Genomic DNA, 18,840 nt, shown 5'->3' with positions numbered 1-18,840 from the left:
TAGTTTATTCAGGCACTTCTTAGCAAGAATGAGAAGAAAAAGCAAGTGCTATACTAAAAAGTTAGAAATGTTGAAACAAGCTGTAATGATGCTCATGTTGAAATGGAATAATCAATTAAGTATACTTTGTTAACAATGCCGAATATTAATAGAATGATGAATAAATAAAACGACCTACAATCAAGTAGGCGGCTAATGGTTCAATGACCGCCAGTGCTCCTTTCACCCCACTAAGCATACAATTCGGCAGTTCATTAGGCAAGAAAAGTACCGAAATAACTTATTTATCTCAGTTCCCTTAAACATAACTTTTTGCTAGCCCCTGCATACAAGTAAGTACTTCTGCAAGAAAACTAAGAGCAATAATCTGGACTATGATTACTAAAAAAAATCCATACAAACTTCCAAACCAATATCTGTTTCTTAACCAAAGAAGAAAACTTGGACTTGCTAAAAGAATTAAAAAACAAATTACTAAATTTGCACTAAAACCCGAAGATGTCGGATTTAGTAAAATGTTGAATATGAATACAATAAATTTACCATAGTCAAGATGCAAGTATATACACCCAGATCTATACACAATAATCTGAAATTAATATAAAAATGAAAGCAGTAGTTTACGACAAGAAGAGCTCCCCTGACAAATTAGTATATTGCGATATTGAGAGACCTTCACCAAAAGACAATGATATTTTGGTAAGAATTTATGCGACTTCAATAAATGCTTTAGATTACAGGTCAATGAAAATGGGCATGATTCCAAAAAGAAAGATTTTTGGAGCAGATATATCAGGAGAAGTAGAATCAATTGGTAAGAATATAAAGAAATTTAAACCTGGAGATGAAATTATTGGAGACCTTTCTGATTGTGGACTTGGAGGGTTTGCTGAATATACTATTTCCCCTGAAAAAGCATTGATATCAAAGCCTGCTAAAATTTCATTTGAAGCAGCAGCAGCCTTACCTGTAGCGGCAACAACAGCTTTGCGTGGATTACGAGACAAAGGTAATATTCAAAAAGGAAATACAGTGTTGATAGTTGGTAGCAGTGGAGGCGTGGGCACTTTTGCTGTTCAACTCGCTAAACATTTTGGTGCAGAAGTAACAGCAGTATGTAGCACTAAAAAAATAGAACAGACGCTTGCTCTTGGCGCAGACCATTGTATTGATTACACAAAAGAAGATTTTACTACAAATGAAAAACGTTATGACCTCATTCTGGCAATTAATGGGAATTATTCATTTCTTGCTTACAACCGAATCTTAAATAAGAAAGGTATCTATGTAATGATTGGCGGTTCTATGAAGCAGATTATCAAGTCAATCTTGTTTGGAAAAATAATGTCACTTAGCTCAAAAAAAATGCATTTTCTTTCTGCAAAATCAAATAAAATAGATTTGGAGTTTATTGCAAAGACTATTGAGGATGGTAATATTAAGGCAGTTATTGAAAAGCAGTACCCACTTAATAAAACTATTGATGCAATGCGATATGTTAGCCAGGGACACGCACAGGGAAAAGTAGTTATAAAAGTTATTTGAGAATAAAAACAAAGCACGAGTGCACAACACATAGGAACATAAAAACAGCAAGAAACTATTGAACACGAGCTCATTAGTTTTATATTTGATGTGCGAAATCCAAGCCGGCGGGTTTATTGGGTATGTCTTTCGCTATATGTAATTTTAATTATTTGTGAATTTTGTAGAGAGGCGGAATTTCCGGTTAGTTTTCCGATGAATAGGGAATTTTTGTCTAATATTTCAGTCAATTCTTGTACAGAAAATTCATTTATTTTCTTCATCTTTACATATTTTGAATAAATTAATAAAGATGAAATTGCGAGATTACTACTGAATTTGCTGGTTTGCGTATAGTTCATAAATGACTAACAGCAATATCTCCAAATAACTGAAAATGCTCTACCTTATATATTTCTGTTTAAACTGTAAAATTTAAGTCATGGCTACAATAACCCACGAACTCGACCACATTGCAATCTGCGTAAAATCACATAAGCTTCTTAGGCAATTGCTCAAAGAAAACCCAACACTCGAAGAAATTATGCAAAATGCAGGAAATGAAACCGAGGCATTGATCGGTGTAAGAAACTGGGTGCTGAATAAAATTAAAGATAATCAGGATGCATATAATTTTTATAAAAGGGAAGTCCATGGAAGGATAGCATTTGAGAAACTGAGCTGGAAGGATTATGCTGCGATCCGTATTTTGGATTATATTGACAATGCAGGCCGGCAATTTGATGACCAAAACCTTCGAGGAGAGAAAGCCATAAGCAATCCTATTCAACTTATCTGGCTTGCAGTAAAACGAGGTACAGGAGGAGCAAAACCATCTTTTTTTAAGGATATGTTAATGCTTTTCAGACAATTCACCGGTGAATATAAAAGGATTATTCCATCGCAGGAAAAAGTTGAAGAATGGATGGATAGATGGTGTTCTGGCCTTGATCCCAGGATTATTAAACTAAGAGAAGAAAACCGGGAAAGGATTCTAAAAATTATCATCAGTAAAATTGATAAGGGAGAAATAAGTGATACTAAATTCTGTTTTCTCGAAGGAATGTCGCAAGAGCAAAAATACCTGAAAACTCTTGAATGGTGGGGTGATCGATTATTTCATCTACGCTTTGCTGTACGCTCGCCTGACTTATTGAATGAATTACTCGATAACTCTCTCGATCCGGATACAATGAAGGTTTTATATGAAGCAAAAGCAAAAGGGATTCCCTTTTTTGTAAATCCTTATTATCTTTCCTTATTGCATGTGAGGGTACCCTATTTTGCTGTCGGTGCTGATCTGGCCATAAGGTATTACGTAATTTACAGCCAGCAATTGATAGATGAATACGGAAAAATAGTAGCCTGGGAAAAAGAAGATAAAGTAGAACCCGGAGAACCCAATGCAGCTGGTTGGTATTTACCAAACGAACATAATATTCACAGGCGATACCCCGAAGTGGCAATTTTAATCCCAGATACCATGGGGCGGGCATGCGGTGGTTTATGTGCATCATGTCAACGAATGTTTGGCTTCCAGAGAGGAAACCTGAATTTTAATTTAGACAAATTAAAACCTAAGCAAAGCTGGGACGAAAAGTTGGGAACCTTGCTGGATTATTTTGAAAAGGATTCTCAGTTACGCGATATTTTAATCACCGGCGGAGATGCTTTGATGAGTTCTGATAAGTCTCTTGAAAAAATTCTGGACAAGATTTACAGGATGGCTGCAAATAAAGTGGAGGCAAATAAGAAAAAACCGATTGGCAAAAAATATGCACATTTCTTACGAGTTAGGCTGGGTAGCCGTTTGCCGGTATATCTGCCACAAAGGATTACGCCTGAACTTGTAAAAATATTGGGGGACTTTAAAAAGAAGGCATCCAAAATTGGAATAAAACAATTTTTCATACAAACCCATTTTGAGTCACCTATGGAAGTAACACCTGAAGCACGCGATGCAATTAAACTTCTAAATACAGCCGGTTGGACAGTTACAAACCAGCATGTATTTATTACTGCGGCTTCCAGAAGAGGCCATGCCGCTAAGCTTCGGAAAGTATTAAACAAAATAGGTATTATCAATTATTATACTTTTAGTGTAAAAGGGTATATGGAGAATAATTTCAATTTTGCCACCAACGAAAGGGCTGTTCAGGAACAGATGGAAGAAAAGCTGATAGGTAAAATTCCTGAAAAGTATTATTCAATTATCAAAGATTTTCCAAACAATGCCGCTTCAATTGTAGAAGATATGGCAGAACTGATGAAAAAAAGTGGCTTGCCATTTTTAGGTACCGACAGAAATGTACTTAATTTACCAGGGGTTGGGAAAAGTCTTACATTTCGCACCATCGGTATTACACGTTATGGACGAAGGATACTAGAGTTTGAACTGGATCACACCCGGAACCATAGTCCTTTAATGAAAAAAATGGACAAGGTGATCATTATTGAATCCAAATCCCTTAGTGAATACCTCCGCCAGCTCGAAGACATTGGAGAAGATATTTTAGATTATGAAAGTATTTGGGGGTACTCGATTGGCGAGACAGAACAACGAATTCCTATATATGATTATCCGGATTATAATTATAAAGTTACTGAAAAATATACTAACATTAAATTGGGTAATAATATTTGAATAACAAAGTCTTATTAGCTATAGTAGTATGGGAAGAAAAGAAAATATAATAAAATGCCAATTGAGTAGTCAAAAGAACCCGAAAATCGGAACCAATGCTGCTCTCCCACTCCCGAAACATTGGGATACGATTCTCATACTTAGCGTATCATTAAGCAAAAGAATATTTGAGTTAATGCTCTGATGGATTATTTCTCCTGGTTTAATGTAAAAAAGATAAAAATACTTTGCGAGCTTACAGAATTCTTATATTTTTGCAATGGTATTTTTAATTTAAATTAATGTTTAGCAAAGTCAATCAATATTAGAACATGAAACAAATATGACAACTGAAATATACACTCAGGCATCAAGCACAAAGTTCAATGAAATTAATAATCCCTTCTACGATATGGATATTTAAAACAAATAATAATAAAGAAATAAACGGAATTTTATGTTTATACTAATGTTATAACCCATAAAAATGAAATACATAATTCTTTCCATAATCCTATTAATAATTTCTGAGAATGTTAAATCTCAGGATATTGATACACTCTTGCTTCACATTCCTCATAATAGAGATACTATTATCTACAAAAGAATTGTTGAATTTGACGATAGTACAAAATTATATCATGTAAGGGATTATTACGAAAATGGTCAAATTCAGATGGATGCTACATATAGCAGGCTTGATAAGTATTTTAAGGAGAAGCTTCAATGTAATTATCATTCAAATACAAAACAAGGACTTTATCAAACGTGGTATGAGAACGGACAACGCGATTCTCGAATCAATTATGTTGATGGTAGCCATCACGGTCTGGATGAAGAATGGTATCCAAACGGGCAAATGAGTTCAATCAGCCATTGGATAAAAGGAGACATTGAAAATGGTAAGGGACAAATGCATGGTTCTTATAAAAGTTGGACGAAAAATGGGAAATTGAGTTGCGATATGGTTCTTGATAAAGGGCTGAAAATAAATCCAATAGATACTAATTATCATTATATATCGTATGTGCCAAAAGAATACAAAGATGATACAATAAAAAAATGGCCATTAATAATATATCTGCATGGAGGCTCAGCAAGAGGCACAGATACAATAAAGCTCTATACATATGGTATACCTGATCAAATATGGAGGGGGCGTGAATTCCCATTTGTTATTGTTGCTCCACAATGTCCATTGAATCATAGATGGTCAACAGACAACTGGTTTGATAATTTTTATGAGGAAATTATTACAAAATATAGAGTGGATACAAATAAAGTCTATTTAACAGGATTGAGTTTGGGCGGTGCTGGAACATGGTATCTGGCAATAAAATATCCAGAAAAATTTGCTGCTATTGCTCCCGTGAATGGATTTACGAGTCATATTGAGTATCTCGACAAAAATATTGAAAATCTGGTTGATATGCCTATTTGGGCTTTTCACGGGAAAAAAGATAATGTGGTTCAATTTGAGGACACAGAAAGAGTTATCCAAAGATTAGAAGGGAAAAATCAACATATGAAATTCACCTTGGATCCAGATGCGGGTCATGGAATTTTTTGGCAAATTTATCCTGAGCAGGAATTATATGATTGGTTCTTAAAATATGATAAACGAATGAAAAACAAAAATTAACGGCTTACAATCGAGTAGGCGGCTGATGGCAAAATAGCCACCAGTGCAGCTCTCACAGCTCTGCTGAGCCTGCCGAAGTACCACTAAGCGTACGGGTCTCGTACTTAGCGGTTCATCAAGCAAAAGAAAATTTGAGTTAATGCTATGATGGATTATTTCTCCTGATTTAATGTAAAATAGACAAAAATAGTTTGCAAGCTTTCAGAATTCTTATATTTTTGCAATAGTATTTTTAATTTAAATTAATGTTTAGCAAAGTCAATCAATATTAGGGCATGAATCAAGTAAAACAACAGAAATATTCGCACATATATCAAATAAAAGTCTTAGCCATATAAAAAGTCCGGCAGATTTTTTATAAATTCGCAAAAATAAATATAGGCAACTTACTTTTATGAAACAAAATATTCAAATACCAGATTTTAAACAAACTAAATATAATTTGTATATTAGCGATATTTCAAATATAGGGCACTCGGATGCACATATTAGTTAGCAAACATTATAAACAGAATTATACTTAGTGTTTCTAAGAAAACAGGCAATTTTTATAAAATAATTTATTTTTGATGATATTTCTATTTCTTTCATGCAGTAAATGCTTTTGTATTAGACAAATGAAAAAAATAGAAATATCGCAAAAAGAGATGTTTTTAATTTTGAACTGTTTTCTTAGAGGCACTACTTAACACTTTAAATTTTTATATATGAAAAAGATATCAATTTTCAGTTTAGTAGTTCTTGCATTTGCAATTATGAATTCTTGCTCCTCAACCAAAAATACTGGAATGAATAATATGGTAGCAACAATGCTAGTGGACGAACCTATTCCAGGAGTTTGCGACAATTATCAAGTGATTGCGATTCTACCATTTCCAGGGAACGGACAGGTAAAAGCTCAAGCCCCATTTACTGATCAAGAAATCGAAGAGCAGTTGAATTCTAATGTTAATTTTTTACTAGATAAGCCTGATTACCATGATAAAGGGATGGTTAATTTGATTATTAATTGCAAAGGTCAAATGGTTCGCTGTGAAATCGATAATAAAACGAAAAATCCAGAGTTAGATGAACAAATAGTTGCTGTATTTGCAAAATTAGAAAAATGGATAGCTGGAACAATTAATGGTAAATCTGTAGATACATCTGTACTTTACAGCTTCAAAATTGAAAATGGTAAAATATCTCTTTAAATCCAAAGTGAAAAACCTTTGCCAATAAAGGCTCGAAAGCAAGTGGAAAATAGGCGTTAAAATGAAACGAGAAATACTGACATTATTAGCATTGATTATGATTAGTAATTTGGTAAGTAGCCAAAATATTATTGATCAAATACTAACAAAATCAGGTGATACAATTTGTTGTAAGATCACACTAATAAATGATCAGAATATTTTCTACAGCTATCAAAAAAGGAAAACAGAGAAACATGATTATATCTCTCATAATGAAGTGCTAAGTTGCATTTGGGCAAGTAAAGACGAAATCACACCAGAAAACAATGATAAAAAAATTATCCCCTATTATTCAACTACGTATTGGCGATTAGGGATTAATGCAGTACAACAATTTAATTATCCAATTTTACATTCAGTTGTTGCATTAAATTTATCGAAAATGAATCATCTTATTTACTTTGGACCAAATTTCAACATACTATTAAATAATTACTTCGGTGATGAAGTAGTAATAGCTGACTCCGAGAAAAATTCTATTGGAATTAATTTTGGCTACAGATATATTGTTGATTCAGAATCGAAGAGAATGAACTTTTTTATGCAATTGGATTTTTCAATTTATGAAGTTAAATATAAAGAATGGGGAGGACATGGGACAGGTTTTAAAGACACGAAAAATGTGATTGTTGAGAATAATGGAAGTATTGGACTAAATTACAAAATTTCAAATAGTGTAGAACTTTTTGGTGGAATTGGACTTGGAAGTACAGAATATTTTTTCCTGATGCTGGAGCATTTAATTCCTCATTCATTTGTTGGACTACATTATAAATTTAAATGACAAAACTTGCGGTACCTAAAGCAAATGGCAGACTATCGGTCATATAGAAAATGAATACTAAAACTAAAACATATAACAAATCAACTAAACTTTGAGTAGCATTCGGACATGTGCCATAGCTGCAAAACATTGGCATTAATTGAAAGAAGCAACCTTCAAACCATAAAACCCACCTTAGATAAAAATTGACAATTATGAAAAAAAGTTGGATAAGAAAAATAGTTGGAGGATTAAGTTTTACATCGGCAATGTTTATTTTTCAAGCTTGTTACGGAACACCTCAAGATTTTGGACTTGATTTATTTATTGAAGGGCAAGTAAAGTCTAAAAATTCAGGATTAGCAATTAAAGGGATAAAAGTTTCAGTGGCAGAAAATATGCAATATGAATTGACAGACAAAGATGGCAAATTTTCGTTTTACACAGAAATGCTAGAAAGTTTAACACTTCAATTTCAAGATATAGATTCTATTCAAAATGGACTGTTTGCAGACAAAGATACTGTCTTGACTCAAATAAATGAAAGCGTAAACTTGGATATAGCCATGGAAGAAAAATAAATGCTTTCATCACTAAAAAAATATAGTTTTAGAAAATTCAGAGAATCGGAAACTAAAATTCACGAACTGAATTACTTGTTTTGGGAATGTACTACAAGATGTAATCTGAATTGTTTGCATTGTGGTAGCGATTGTTCCAAAGATAGTTTGCATAAAGATATGCCTGCACATGATTTCTTTCAGGCTATTGATACAATTAAAAATATACCTCAAAATTTCACTGTTGTATTTACAGGAGGAGAACCTCTTTTACGCAACGATTTAGAGCTTTGTGGAAAAGAATTACGAAAACGAGGATTTAAATGGTCTATTGTTTCAAACGGTCATTTATACAATAAGGAAAGGCATATTTCATTACTAAATGCAGGAATTGGTGCTTTGACAATCAGTTTAGACGGACTCAAAGAATCACATAATTGGTTGAGAAATAACAGCCATAGTTTTGAAAAAGTAATAAATGCAATTGAATTAGCATCATCTTCTAATCGAATAAACTTTGATATTGTAACTTGTGTTAATCAAAAGAATTTCAATGAACTAGAACAAATCAGGGAATTATTGATTTCTAAAAATGTAAAAGCTTGGAGATTATTTACAATTATTCCAATCGGAAGAGCCGCTCATAATTCTGATTTATCTTTGACAGATAAGCAATTTGTTGAATTAATGGATTTTATAACTAAACATCGAAAATCGAAAGAGATAGATATAAAGTTTAGTTGTGAAGGATATGTAGGAAAATATGAACCACATGTAAGAGATTCCTACTTCTTTTGCAGAGCAGGGATTAATATTGGTTCAATTCTAATTGACGGTTCGATTTCTGCCTGTCCCAACATTGATAGGTCTTTTATACAGGGAAATATTTGCACGGACAATTTTTATGAAACTTGGAAAAGCAAATTTCAGCCATTTCGAAACAGAGAATGGACAAAAACAGGTCAATGTGAAACATGTACAGATTATAAGGATTGTAAAGGTAATGGATTTCATAATTGGCATGGAGAAAAGAAAAATGTTTTAGTTTGCCATAAAGAAAAAATAAGATAAATAACGAAATGCCAACACCCGAGAATATAAAAACACCGTAAAATACCAAGTCCCAATTTTTCATCGGGATTAAATTAAACCTAAGCCAGCGAGGATTTTGGAGAGTGGCGAAATTTCCGGTTTGTTTTCCAAAGATGTTGGGTTTAATAATAAATTGAGTATGAATAATATAGCTTGATGCTAATTTGGGTTTTCCTAAATGAGCAATATTTTATAGAACAATAAAAGTTGAAATCATGAGACATATTTACATAGTTCTATTTTTAGCAATTGTTTCAATGACCACTTTTGCTCAACGGCTAAATGTAACTTCATATCCAGATTCAATTGACAGGAAGCAATTAAATACCACGATAGGAATTGAAGTTGGCTCATACCTTGTTGGTCTTTCCTTTTTGCAATATATCTGGTATAAAGACCACAAGCGTGTTCCTTTTCATTTTTATGACGACTCAAAAGGATATTTACAAATGGATAAATTTGGACATGCATTTGGAGCATATAAAGAAAGCTATTTTGCTTACCACGCATTGCGAAGAGCTGGAGTAGATAAAAATAAGGCCCTGATTTATGGAGGTCCAATAGGTTTAATTTTTCAAAGCCCGATTGAAATTTTTGATGGACTGTATGAAGGATGGGGGTTTTCTTGGTCAGATATGATAGCAAACACATTCGGTTCGCTACTGTTTGTAACTCAGGAGGCTGCATTTAACGAACAGGTATTTTTGATGAAATTCTCCTATTTACCCAGTATATATCCAAATTATCATACGCATCTTGGAGAATCCCATTTAGAACGTTTTTTTTTAGATTATAATGCTCATACATATTGGCTATCAGGCAATATGCAAAAACTAACAGGATTAAAAAAAATTCCTTCATGGATCAATTTAGCTTTTGGATACAGTGCAAACGGGATGATATATGAGTTTGAAAATCCTAAGTATTATTTGGGTGAGCCCTTTCCTAAATTAGAAAGATATCGTCAATATATTTTTTCATTAGACATTGACTTTTCCAAAATTCATACAAATAAAAAATGGTTAAAAATTGTATTTAGAGCAATTAACCATATTAAGGTTCCATTTCCTTCTATAGAATTTAATAAGGTTGATGGTGTGAGCTTCAGACCAATATATTTTTAGAAACTATGCTCAATCGAGTAGGCAGATGATGCTGAAAATAGTAACCAGTACACCTCTCCCACCACGCCCATTGTATCGGGAAATGATTCTCGTACTTAGCGGTTCATCAAGCAAAATAAAATTTGAGTTGATACTCTGATGGCATATCTCTTCGGAATTAATGGAAAAAAGACAAAAATAGTTTGCAAGCTTACAGAATTCTTGTATTTTTGTAATGGTATTTTTAATTTAAATTAATGTTTAGCAAAGTCAATCAATATTAGAACATGAAACAAATATGACAACTGAAATATACACTCAGGCATCAAGCACAAAGTTCAATGATATTGCTAATCCTTTCGACGATATGGCATTTAAAACAAAAAATAATAAAGAAATAAACGGAAAATTCCGTTTATACTAATGTTAGGTACAATTTTAAGACTCTCTGACAACAAGAACTGAATTAGAACAGAAACATATGTATTCTAAAAACAAAATTAAAAATGCAGGAAAGACTTTTAAGTCAAAAGAAACTCAAACTCCTGAGAAAATTCAAGAAGCATCAGATGTATTGACGTATTGGCGTTCAATACATGGAAAAATGATAGAAAAATTTCAAGAATGCTTGATAAAAAAATCATTAGAAATTGACTCAAAAGCAATAATTGCAAAGAGGTTAAAAAGAACACCCTCAATTGTTAAAAAACTTAGACGGCTAAATCATATTCAACTTTCATCTATGCAAGATATTGCCGGATTAAGAGTTGTAGTGTATTCAATACCTAAAGTTAAAAGATTAGTAAAAGCTTTAAAATCAAATGATTTTGCACAAAAGTTAAAAAATGAAGACGATTATATAGTGCAGCCTAAAGAAAGTGGTTATAGGGGTATACATCTAGTTTTTGTTTATAGAGATGAAGATAATCCAGAACTGGATGGTTTATTAGTAGAAGTTCAAGTAAGAACCGTTGTTCAACACGCTTGGGCAACAGCCGTAGAAACAATGGGTACATATCTGAACACCCAACTTAAATTTAACGAAGGGAAACAAAAATGGCTTAAATATTTTGCTCTAACCAGTTCTGCATTTTCATTTGTTGAAAAAACAAATCAATTAACTAAATATGCTCATTTGTCAGAGTTCGAAACGTATAATCAAGCTGTTTATGAATTTAGATATAATCAAATCGAAATTAAGCTAAATGCATTCTCTCAGGTTTCTAACGCTATTTGTGAAAAAGAAGAATTAAATGGAAAATACAACTTAGTCCTACTTGACATCAAGAAAAAATATGTAAATATTGAAGTTTTCGAACCAGAAAGATTAGACGAAGCAAATGTTAGGTACACTGATTTAGAAAAGGAATATAGCAACAATGATAATTTTCAAGTTGCTTTAGTCTCTACTGAAAACATACAAGAATTGAGAGATGCGTATCCTAATTATTTTCTCGATACTCACTTGTTTATGAAAAAAATGGCAATTGTTCAACGCCGTTTTGATAAAATAAAAAAAAGTGCCTAATCGAGTAGGCGGCTGATGGCAAAATAGTCACCAGTGCACCTCTCACAGCTCTGCTGAGCCTGCCGAAGTACCACTAAGCGTACGGGTCTCGTACTTAGTGGTTCATTAAGCAAAAGAAAATTTGAACTAATGCTCAAATGGCATATCGGGATTTAAGGAAAAAGACAAAAATACTTTGCGAGCTTACAGAATTCTTATATTTTTGCAAAAGTGTTTCCGGTTTGTTTTCCGAAAATTAGATAATTTTTGTCTAATTTTTCCGACAATTATTTTAGCTCAAATTCATTTTTTTCTCCATCTTTACATAATTTATTAAATTAATAAAGATGAACTTGCATGATTATTACTGAATTAGCTTCCTTGGATTTAGTTCAGCAAGTCATAGCACATAGTAGCATAGCGTTCATTAAGGCAAAGAGTTGTATATATGAAAATAGCAGAAATCAATATAAATCAGAATAAGGAACGGCTACCTGCCATACTTGCTGCAAATTATGGGCAAGGCAATGAGAGTATCTAAAAAAGTTATATGATTAATTATTATTCAGAAATATTAAACTCAAGCAATCTGGAAAAATGCTATGAGATAGCGCCACCCAGAGTAAAACAATTTTTGCAAGCTGAAATAAACTTTGTATTAAACAGTATTAAACATAATGACCTTGTTTTAGATTTAGGATGTGGATATGGTCGTATTGCTTTTAGATTATTAGAAAAAGCAAAAAAAGTAGTTGGTATTGATATTTCAAAAGACAATGTACAATTGGCTAAAAAAACCGCTCTGTCCAATAATAAACTTGAATTTTATGTTATGGATGCTAAGAAACTAGACTTTCCTGATAGTTACTTTACTACTACTATATGTGTTCAAAACGGTATTTCAGCATTTAAGGTTGATCCATTAGAACTATTGAAAGAATCTGTTCGTGTTACAAAAAAAGGTGGTACTATTCTCTATTCCTCCTACTCAGAGAAATTCTGGAATCACAGACTTAAATGGTTTGAAATTCAATCGGAAAATAAATTAATAGGTGAAATAGATTATGAATTGACAAAAAATGGAACTATTGTTTGTAAAGATGGATTTACGGCAACAACATATTCCAGACAAGAGTTTCTAGAACTTGCATCAAAGAATAATGTTCAATCAGAAATTTTTGAAATAGATAACTCAAGTATTTTTTGTAAAATGAAAGTTAAATAAAGCTGTTTCTTGATTACCCACCATTTACATATTTGAAGATTTTTAGCTTCACAGTAGATTATTATATTCTTGCTTTTATATAGATAATCTTTTTTTATGTAGATAAAATCCTTTGAACTGTCGATTATATTTTGCCGAGCATTAACCTTTATATACTTTCGTATCAGTTAAGTTAAAAAAATGATTGATATGAAAACATTTAAAAGTAAATTTTTAGGACTAAGCTTTTCTGCTTGTAGTAAAATTGAAAATATAATTTTAACATACTATTAAAGATTAAACCATGAAATCTAAAAGACGAAAATTAACTATAGTTTTATATGCAATGATAATGATCATTTTAACAATATCAATTGCAGCTTGCAGTAAAGATGATGATATTGTAGTAGAGAATACTGTAGTTATTGATGATACAGATTTTGAGGCTACAGATTGGACAACAGAAACACACAGCAATGATGCAGACCCAAATTTTGATGAAGTATTTGAGGACAATGCTGTAAAACGAATTGATATTGTCATAAGAGAAGACCGTTGGCAAAGTATGTTAGATAATATGACGGAAACTTTTGGAACTTTTGGTGCTGGTGGAGGACCAGGAGGATTGATTGATACAGATGAAGATCCCATTTTTGTTCCTGCCGAAGTGTTTTATAATGGAATAGAATGGTACAGAGTGGGTGTTCGTTTTAAGGGTAACTCAAGCTTACAATCAAGTTGGAAAAAAGGAATTTTAAAATTGGCTTTTAAGCTTGATTTTGATGAGTTTGAAGATGATTATCCACAGATAGACAACCAACGTTTTTATGGTTTTAAAAAATTAAGTCTTAAAAATAATTATGATGATAAATCGATGTTAAGAGAAAAAGTAGCAGGCGATGTGTTTAGGAATGCAGGTTTAGTAGGACCACATACAGCATTTTATGCACTTTATGTAGATTTTGGGGAAGGTCCTGTTTATTTTGGAGTATATACTGTGGTTGAAGAAGTTGACGATACTGTTTTAGATACACAATTTTCAGACGATGATGGAAATTTATATAAACCAGATGGTGATGGAGCAAGTTTTGCTTCAGGGTCATTTACAGAAGATGTTTTTGTTAAAAAAACAAATGAAGATGACATGGATTGGTCAGATATTCAAACCTTATATACTGCTCTGCACGACGACACAAGAACAACATATGCAGCCACTTGGAGAACAAATTTAGAAACTGTTTTTGACACCGATGTGTTTTTGAAATATTTGGCAGCGAATACGGTTATTCAAAATTGGGATACCTATGGAAGAATGACTCATAATTATTTCTTGTATAATGATCCAAATACCAATAAACTGACTTGGATTCCCTGGGATAATAATGAAGCACTGCAATATGGAAAACAAGGAGGTTCGTTACCATTGGATTTTTCAGGATTAAATACATCAGAATGGCCATTAATCGGGTACTTGTGTGAGGATGCTGTTTATAAAGCTCAATACGATAGCTATTTACAGGAAATTGTTGATGGGGCTTTCAATGGAAGTACTATTCAATCTCAATATTCAACATATTCAGCATTGATTGAGCCTTATGCAACCACCGAAACTGAGGGATATACATTTTTAAATTCTAGTTCAGATTTTCAAATAGCCGTAAACGAACTTAGCTCGCATGTCACAGAGAGAGCAACAGCCGTAAATAATTATTTGAAGTAATAAATAATTGATATGAAAACATTTAAAAGCAAATTCTTAGGATTAAACTTTTCAGCTTGCAATAAAGATGATAATGAAACAACTGAAAATAATACTGAAACTTCAAGGGATGCTTTTTACGGACAGGATGCAGATTATCTAAAAGGCGAAGAAATGGCATACAAGGATAATGGAGGTGAAACTATAACTGATTTGATTATCGGATTAATGTGGATCCAGGATGACAACGGTGAAGGCATTCTGTGGCAGGAATTGCAATGTTATGCTGAAGCTAAGGATTTTGCTGGCCACAGTGTTCCTAAAATTGGTGATCCTACTGAGTATGAAGATGGCCATAGTCCGCAAGATGATGCCATCCGAATTTACAATTATGTCCGACTGGTAAAAGATGCGGAAACAGGTGTTGGATTGAATGAGATTTATACTAAAAAATTTATAAAACGATAAAACGATGAAAACAAAAACTGAAAAAATGAAGACAAAAATTTTAAACACAAGTAGCACAATTCAGAAATTATTAGGAATTGTATTGATCATTTCAATGATTGTATTTACCGCTTGTAGTAAAGACGATGACACTGTAGTTGATACTCCTGATGACAACCTCCCTGAAATCTCGGGCTATCCTATAGTAGGAACCAATCAAACTACTTTCTATGGAACTACAGCTGAAATATCAGAACCAAATTCAGGAGATGCATTTTATGGCCAGGATGCCCAATATTCCGGCAACCAACCATCTTACACAGATAACGGCGATGGAACCGTAACAGATAATGTAACCGGACTTATGTGGGCGCAAAGTTCAGACCTTAACGAAGATGGCACTATAGATGCGGATGATAAACTTTCCTATGCAGATGCATTAGCTGGTGCATCAAGTTTTAATCTTGCTGGCTATACCAACTGGCGTTTGCCTTCAATTAAGGAGGCTTATTCTCTTATTCTTTTTAGTGGAGAAGATATAAGCGGATATGAAGGAACTTCTACTGAAGGATTTACACCTTTTATTGATACTGATTATTTTGAATTTGGTTATGGAGATCTTGACGCAGATGAACGGCTTATTGATGCACAATTTGCTACAACATCAAAATATGTTTCTACCACTATGAATGGTAATGAAACTATGTTCGGCACTAATCTGGCTGATGGAAGAATAAAAGGTTATGGGACAAGCACAATGGGTGGCGATAAAATGTTTTATGTAATGTACGTACGTGGTAATAATACTTATGGAATAAATGATTTTGTGGACAATGGTGATGGAACAATAACTGACAATGCAACGGAACTCATGTGGATGCAAAGTGACAATGGTGAAGGATTAAAATGGGAAGATGCTCTTACTTATGCAGAAAATCATGAATATGCAGAATATTCTGACTGGCGTTTACCAAATATAAAAGAACTTCAAAGTATTGTTGACTATACTCTTTCACCAGCTACAAGTAGTTCGGCAGCAATCGATCCAATTTTTAATTGTACCCAAATAACAAACGAAGGTGGTCAGGATGATTATCCTTACTTCTGGAGTAACACAACACACGCTAGTTGGGCAGAGGGTCATGAAGGAGCTCAAGCAGCATATATCTCATTTGGTCGTGCGATGGGATATATGAATAGTTGGATGGATGTACACGGCGCCGGCGCTCAACGGAGCGATCCCAAAGTAGGTGATCCTGATGATTATCCAACTGGTCATGGTCCACAAGGTGATGCTATAAGAATTTATAATTATGTGCGCCTGGTGCGTAATGCAGAATAAATAAATATCTTAAATAACAAACTTTAAAATAAAATTTAACAAATCATTAAAAAAAAAACAATGAAAGTAAAAAGACAGGAATTAACTAAAGTGTTGTATGCAATAATAATGATTATTTTAACAATATCAATTGTAGCTTGCAATAAAGATGATGATATTGAGGAAGATGACTCTTCAAGTACTTCATTAAATAATATCATGCCTTTAGGCGCATCGCGGGTACAAGGTTCAAGTCCTGACCACGAAAGTTATCGATATGATCTCTGGAAAGATTTAATTGATGGCGGTTGGGATTTTGACTACATTGGCACAAGTAATGACGCTGCATCGTATCCGGCATATAATGGTAATGACTTTGACGTAGATCATGAAGGACATGGCGGCTGGACTTCGGTAGGGATTTTAAGTAGCATCAGCGGTTGGTTAGCCGAAGCAGGAACACCAGATATTGTCTTGTTCAGCTCTCCGGGGGCTAATGACGCTCTACAAGGATTGCTTTACGACGATGCAATAACAAACATCAACGCTATTATTGATGAGATACAAAGTGCAAATCCTGACGTAACAATTATTATAGAACAAATGGCACCTGCACACTCTTCTATAATGACTACAGAGTTGACCACCTACTTCGACCAAATGCAAGAGGAGGTAGTTACCATTGCTTCGGAACAAACCACTTCAACATCTCAAGTAATCACTGTAGATATGTTTACTGATTTTTCTGATGATTATTTTGCAGATGATGGTGTGCATTATAATGAAGATGGTGCGGACTTCATCGCAACTCAATACTATAGTGTACTTGTGGATTTATTGCAATAACAAAAATTAAACGCAATAGAGGGTAAGTGTCAGTTTTCTCGCTTTGCGTTTTAGGGGACTTCTAAAAATAGTAAATTTCAAGGCGTAAGAAACTTGAAAACCGGAGTTTACTATTGTAAATGAGGATTTTAAAATTGCGAAACAACGAAGAAATTTGCATTTTTAGAGGTTTCCTTTATTAAAAATTGGAGTAAATTGTAAGGGTAAAGCAAGAGAAACGATACAGCGTTTATTCAAAATCGTTGTAGCTCATTTTCGAAGGACAGGACTAAGTTCTTCATTCTAATTTGTTAATATAAGTGGATTCTTATTTTAGTAATTAGATTAGAATAGGTGATATAAAGAATAATAAACATAGTTTACCGATAGTAATGATGTAAGCTAAAAAATGTTAAACTAATACTAAATAATTATGAGAAAATTAAAAATCATCAGTTTTACGGTTTTAATGGCGCTATTATGTAACAATTTACATAGTCAAATCAATCCTTTAGGGAGTGAGTCATTCATGCAATTAGATAGAATGAGAGGCTTTATAATAATGTCTGGTGCTGCATTGGGGTCATATTTGGCTTCAGAATTTCTACTTGAAGACGAGAAATTAAAATTCTATCAAGGGCATATAGGATACTATTCTGGCATAAGCGGAGTTCACCCAGGACAAGAAGACACACAAGAGACTTATAGCGTATTTATGCAGAATTTTGGTATCGAAAGTGAATTTTCAAGATGGTTTTCCATGCGTGTAGAAGCTAATATACAAGAGTTTACTACAACTGATTATGCAACAATGGGGACTGGATTAAAATTCTACAGTAAATGGACTGCACTTCGTAAAAAGAAGATACATCCATTTTTCGAATATGGCTATGGTGTATTTTATGCGTTCGATAAATTTCCTCAAGGTTCCAGTAATTTTACTTTTAATCTATCTTATGCTATTGGTGCTGAGTACATATTAAATAACCAAAATAAAATCAGGCTAGATTTCAATTTTCTTCATCATTCCAATAATAATTTATTTACGCCTAACCTTGGTTTTGATGGTAATGGGGTGAGTATTAGCTATTCTTGGTTCCGGTAGAAGAAATAAACGAGGTACAACACGCAATATGGCAAAAGGCGGTGAAGTACGTAATAGGACGGTTCTTACCCGTTTCAGCTTAGTCAAAGCTTGAAAGTGAATCGTTCACAAACCGCTTCATGCTATATTGCAACACTTTATGGGCAATTATAACGAATATAATATAGTTGGCGTTCATTATGGAAGCAAA

Annotated in this window: 17 protein-coding genes; 16 read left to right on the top strand and 1 reads right to left on the bottom strand. The window is 33.3% G+C overall.

Annotated features, from left to right (window positions below; genetic code table 11):
• The first annotated feature begins 374 nt into the window (after positions 1-374).
• Both HN894_17705 and HN894_17700 read left to right on the top strand, forming a co-directional pair.
• On the top strand, positions 375-548 hold the full coding sequence (locus HN894_17705) for a hypothetical protein (GenBank protein ID MBT7145161.1): 174 nt from the start codon (positions 375-377) through the stop codon (positions 546-548).
• Between the two features lie 58 nt (positions 549-606).
• The gene (locus tag HN894_17700; protein ID MBT7145160.1) at positions 607-1,545 is read left to right on the top strand and encodes an NAD(P)-dependent alcohol dehydrogenase; all 939 of its coding nucleotides are present in this window, start codon (positions 607-609) and stop codon (positions 1,543-1,545) included.
• A gap of 113 nt (positions 1,546-1,658) precedes the next feature.
• Here HN894_17700 and HN894_17695 read toward each other — a convergent pair whose 3' ends face one another.
• Positions 1,659-1,808, bottom strand: coding sequence for a hypothetical protein (locus HN894_17695; protein ID MBT7145159.1), 150 nt, complete (start codon positions 1,806-1,808; stop codon positions 1,659-1,661).
• A gap of 158 nt (positions 1,809-1,966) precedes the next feature.
• Between HN894_17695 and HN894_17690 the strand changes: the two genes are divergently transcribed.
• The 14 genes from HN894_17690 (at position 1,967) to HN894_17625 (ending at position 18,650) form a co-directional block, all read left to right on the top strand.
• On the top strand, positions 1,967-4,168 hold the full coding sequence (locus HN894_17690; GenBank protein MBT7145158.1) for a KamA family protein: 2,202 nt from the start codon (positions 1,967-1,969) through the stop codon (positions 4,166-4,168).
• Positions 4,169-4,634: 466 nt separating this feature from the next.
• Complete coding sequence (locus tag HN894_17685) at positions 4,635-5,789, top strand: prolyl oligopeptidase family serine peptidase (GenBank protein ID MBT7145157.1); 1,155 nt, start codon at positions 4,635-4,637, stop codon at positions 5,787-5,789.
• Between the two features lie 707 nt (positions 5,790-6,496).
• Entirely contained in the window at positions 6,497-6,982 is a 486-nt protein-coding gene (locus tag HN894_17680) for a hypothetical protein (protein MBT7145156.1), read from the top strand.
• Between the two features lie 61 nt (positions 6,983-7,043).
• Positions 7,044-7,808: a hypothetical protein gene (locus tag HN894_17675; GenBank protein MBT7145155.1), complete on the top strand. Its 765-nt coding sequence runs from the start codon at positions 7,044-7,046 to the stop codon at positions 7,806-7,808.
• Between the two features lie 194 nt (positions 7,809-8,002).
• Positions 8,003-8,368 carry a hypothetical protein gene (locus tag HN894_17670; GenBank protein MBT7145154.1) on the top strand — a complete coding sequence of 122 codons (366 nt, stop codon included), beginning with the start codon at positions 8,003-8,005 and terminating at the stop codon, positions 8,366-8,368.
• Positions 8,369-9,418, top strand: coding sequence for a radical SAM protein (locus tag HN894_17665; GenBank protein MBT7145153.1), 1,050 nt, complete (start codon positions 8,369-8,371; stop codon positions 9,416-9,418).
• 236 nt (positions 9,419-9,654) lie between these two features.
• The gene (locus HN894_17660; protein MBT7145152.1) at positions 9,655-10,563 is read left to right on the top strand and encodes a DUF2279 domain-containing protein; all 909 of its coding nucleotides are present in this window, start codon (positions 9,655-9,657) and stop codon (positions 10,561-10,563) included.
• A gap of 460 nt (positions 10,564-11,023) precedes the next feature.
• Positions 11,024-12,070, top strand: a complete 1,047-nt coding sequence (locus tag HN894_17655; protein ID MBT7145151.1) for a RelA/SpoT domain-containing protein — start codon at positions 11,024-11,026, stop codon at positions 12,068-12,070.
• Positions 12,071-12,599: 529 nt separating this feature from the next.
• Entirely contained in the window at positions 12,600-13,274 is a 675-nt protein-coding gene (locus tag HN894_17650; GenBank protein MBT7145150.1) for a class I SAM-dependent methyltransferase, read from the top strand.
• A 283-nt stretch (positions 13,275-13,557) separates the two neighbouring features.
• Positions 13,558-14,973 (top strand): CotH kinase family protein, encoded by a 1,416-nt coding sequence (locus HN894_17645; GenBank protein ID MBT7145149.1) that lies wholly within the window; start codon positions 13,558-13,560, stop codon positions 14,971-14,973.
• Between the two features lie 12 nt (positions 14,974-14,985).
• Positions 14,986-15,420, top strand: a complete 435-nt coding sequence (locus tag HN894_17640) for a hypothetical protein (protein MBT7145148.1) — start codon at positions 14,986-14,988, stop codon at positions 15,418-15,420.
• 94 nt (positions 15,421-15,514) lie between these two features.
• Positions 15,515-16,741, top strand: a complete 1,227-nt coding sequence (locus HN894_17635; protein MBT7145147.1) for a DUF1566 domain-containing protein — start codon at positions 15,515-15,517, stop codon at positions 16,739-16,741.
• Between the two features lie 60 nt (positions 16,742-16,801).
• Positions 16,802-17,566 (top strand): hypothetical protein, encoded by a 765-nt coding sequence (locus tag HN894_17630; protein MBT7145146.1) that lies wholly within the window; start codon positions 16,802-16,804, stop codon positions 17,564-17,566.
• A gap of 412 nt (positions 17,567-17,978) precedes the next feature.
• Entirely contained in the window at positions 17,979-18,650 is a 672-nt protein-coding gene (locus tag HN894_17625) for a hypothetical protein (protein MBT7145145.1), read from the top strand.
• Positions 18,651-18,840 lie beyond the last annotated feature (190 nt).

Source organism: Bacteroidota bacterium (genome assembly GCA_018692315.1).
Classification (GTDB): domain Bacteria; phylum Bacteroidota; class Bacteroidia; order Bacteroidales; family JABHKC01; genus JABHKC01.
Note: the sequence above shows the minus strand (reverse complement) of the source record. Positions and strands in the feature narration are given on the sequence as shown.